The sequence below is a fragment of the Streptomyces flavofungini genome (assembly GCF_041028215.1).
GTDB classification, from domain to species: domain Bacteria; phylum Actinomycetota; class Actinomycetes; order Streptomycetales; family Streptomycetaceae; genus Streptomyces; species Streptomyces flavofungini_B.
On sequence record NZ_JASKYR010000864.1, the window covers coordinates 1 to 2,564 of the forward strand.

Genomic DNA, 2,564 nt, shown 5'->3' on the forward strand with positions numbered 1-2,564 from the left:
GAAGGGGGTGGTGGGGTGGACTTCGGTTTCCTGGAACGTGGTCGGGTCGTGTGCGGGCATGGCGCGTGATTCTCCGTGAGGGCGTCAGTCGGTGTCCGGGCGGTACGGCTGTGCGCGCGGCGTCGGGGCGGGCTCGGCCGGAAAATCGGCGGGGAGCGTCAGGCCGAACAGCGGGGCGTACCCGGCATACCGGTCGCGCACCCAGTCAGTGGGTCTGTCGACCTCGCGGGCCGCGASGGCAATGCGGTCGGCCGTCACCCGCCCGGTGAGGGCGGGGGCGCGGCCGGTGTACCGCTCGGTGAGCAGGACGAGGTCCCGCCAGGCGGGCACGGCGTCCCACTCCGGGYGCTCCACCGTCAGCTTCACCCCGAAGGGGCGGTACAGGGCGATACGGTCCCAGGCCCGGTTCAGGGGCCAGCCGAAGCGTCCGGCGACGCGGAGGAGGTCCAGGGCGGTGACGGGACGCCCGCCGAGCAGGTCGGGCTGGAACATCGCCGTGTCGTGGACGGTGGGCCGGTGGTCGCGCCAGGCCGGGCCGCCGTCGGTCAGGTCGTCGGGGATCTCCGTCCAGGGAGCGCCGAGCGGGGCGTACCCGCTGAGGGTGCCGATGCTCTCGCCGAGGGTGCCGCCCACATCGCGGGTGTACTGGATGAGAACGGACACGTCGGGCGACGTGCGCCAGACCACGCCCTCCTCACCCGCCAGACAGCAGGCCCAGGCGTCGGCGGCGACGGGCCGCGCGTCGGCGAGGTCCGGCGCGAGGGGCAGCGGCAGGGACACCTCGTGCCCGGTCAGCGGCCCGAGGGCGGTGAGCCGCTCGAAGGCCGTGCCGAGCGGTACGTCGGCGGCCGCCGCGGCCTGGAGGGCGTAGGGCGCGTCGACGCGTGTCTGCCTCATCTGTTCCCAGAAGTTGCCCGGGTGGACCGCGTCGAGCGTGCGCAGCATCGACCTGTTGTCCGGGAGGAGCCGCAGGTCACCGGGCGACAGACGCCGCCACTCCCGCACGAGCGCGGGCGCCGACTCATGGACGAGCCCCTTGGCGGCCAGCCAGGCGAGGGTCCGCCCCACCTGCTCGTCGTCCGCCTGCACCGCCTGCACCGCCCGCGCGGTGTCGAGCAGGGGCGCGGGGGTCGCGATCTGGCGCGCGTAGAACGCCATGGGGTCCGGGACCCGCAGCAGCTCGCACTCGAGGCGGCTCGCGGTGTGGCCCGCGAGCTCGCCAAGATCGGGCACGCGCACACGGCGCTCGGCGAGCACGGGGGCGAACCGCTTGAGGACCTCGGCCAGCGGGACGGACAGTTTGCCCGACACCAGGGCCACTTCGCCCAGCGACAGGGCGGATTCGTAGTGCACCGCCATGTCGAAGGTGGCCACGAACTCCTCGCGCAGCTCCGGGCTCGCCTCCGGGCCGGTGTCGCCCCCCGCTTCCGGCGTGCTCGGGGCCGGAAACGCCGGCAGTTCGGGCAGACCCCACCAGGCGTGCCTGCGCAGCACCGCCTCATAGGCCTCGTCGGACGGGCGCTGCCCCTGGGTGTACTCCCCCTTCGCACCGGCGAGACGGGGGTGCCAGGACAGGGCGTGCAGATCCTCGGCGGTGACCGTGAGACCGGCCGGAACCTCTCCCACGGCCGACGGCACATGGAGGTTGATGCCGAGCGCCGCGAGCCGCCGCGCGCGCTCCAGTGCCTCGCGCACCGGCCGTCCTGTCTCCAGGGAGAAGGTACGCAGTACCGCGAGCGGCGACAGCGTGCGCTGCCCGTCGGACAGCCAGTGCCCGAGCAGGCCGCCGTAGGTGTCCCTGCCGAGCAGCAGCCCGCGGTCCAGGGCGTCCAGTTCCGTCGCGGCGGCCACATCGAGATCGGGGACCTGGGGAACGACGGCGCCCGTGAGGGCGTGCCGCCTGACCATCCTGAGCAGGTGCCAGGCGGTCGGTCCCCCGTCGGGCGCGGACAGCGCGGCACGCAGCAGGGAGTCGCCCATCTCCCGGCCCGTGATCCGGGCCTCCCACGCCCGCGGGGAGGGGTACCCCTCGACGGATTCCGGGATGGGCAGTCCCACCTGACGGTCCTGGAGTCTGATTCCGACACCGCGCAGGACGGCGGCCCGCCATGAGCGGTAGGCCTCGCTCACCGCACCGGCACCGCCCGCTCGCCGCGGCCTGTCCAGCGCCAGCTCCTGGTCCCCGGGGAAGTACCCGACGCGGCGGAACGGGATGGGGAAGGTCCGCTCCCAGGTGAGCCCGCTCACGAGCCGGGCGTCCGCCGCGAGGAGCCGCTCGGTCAGCACGGCGGCCTCGGCGGGCAGCCACACCCCGAAGCCCCAGAGCCACTCCAGGGTGAGCCACTCGGGCGGTTCGAAGGCGGCGCAGGCATCGTGGATCTGCCGGGCCACCCAGGCCTGGTCGTAGGAGAAGACGCGCGTGCGGCTGGTGCTGATCTCGGGGGCGTGGGGTCCCCGCAGGTCGATCACACAGCCGAAGGGAAAGCCCTTCTGATAGTCGCCGAAGCGCTCTTCGGGGAGACCGGCCGTCCAGGCCGGCAGCTGGAACTCCGCCTCGCGCGGGT

1 protein-coding gene is annotated in these 2,564 nt (G+C 74.0%); it reads right to left on the reverse strand.

Annotation, left to right across the window (positions count from 1 at the left end):
* Positions 1-84: 84 nt before the first annotated feature.
* Positions 85-2,564, reverse strand: a 2,480-nt coding sequence (locus AB8Z36_RS35705) for a wHTH domain-containing protein (RefSeq protein WP_369217545.1), incomplete at its 5' end; no start/stop codon positions are given.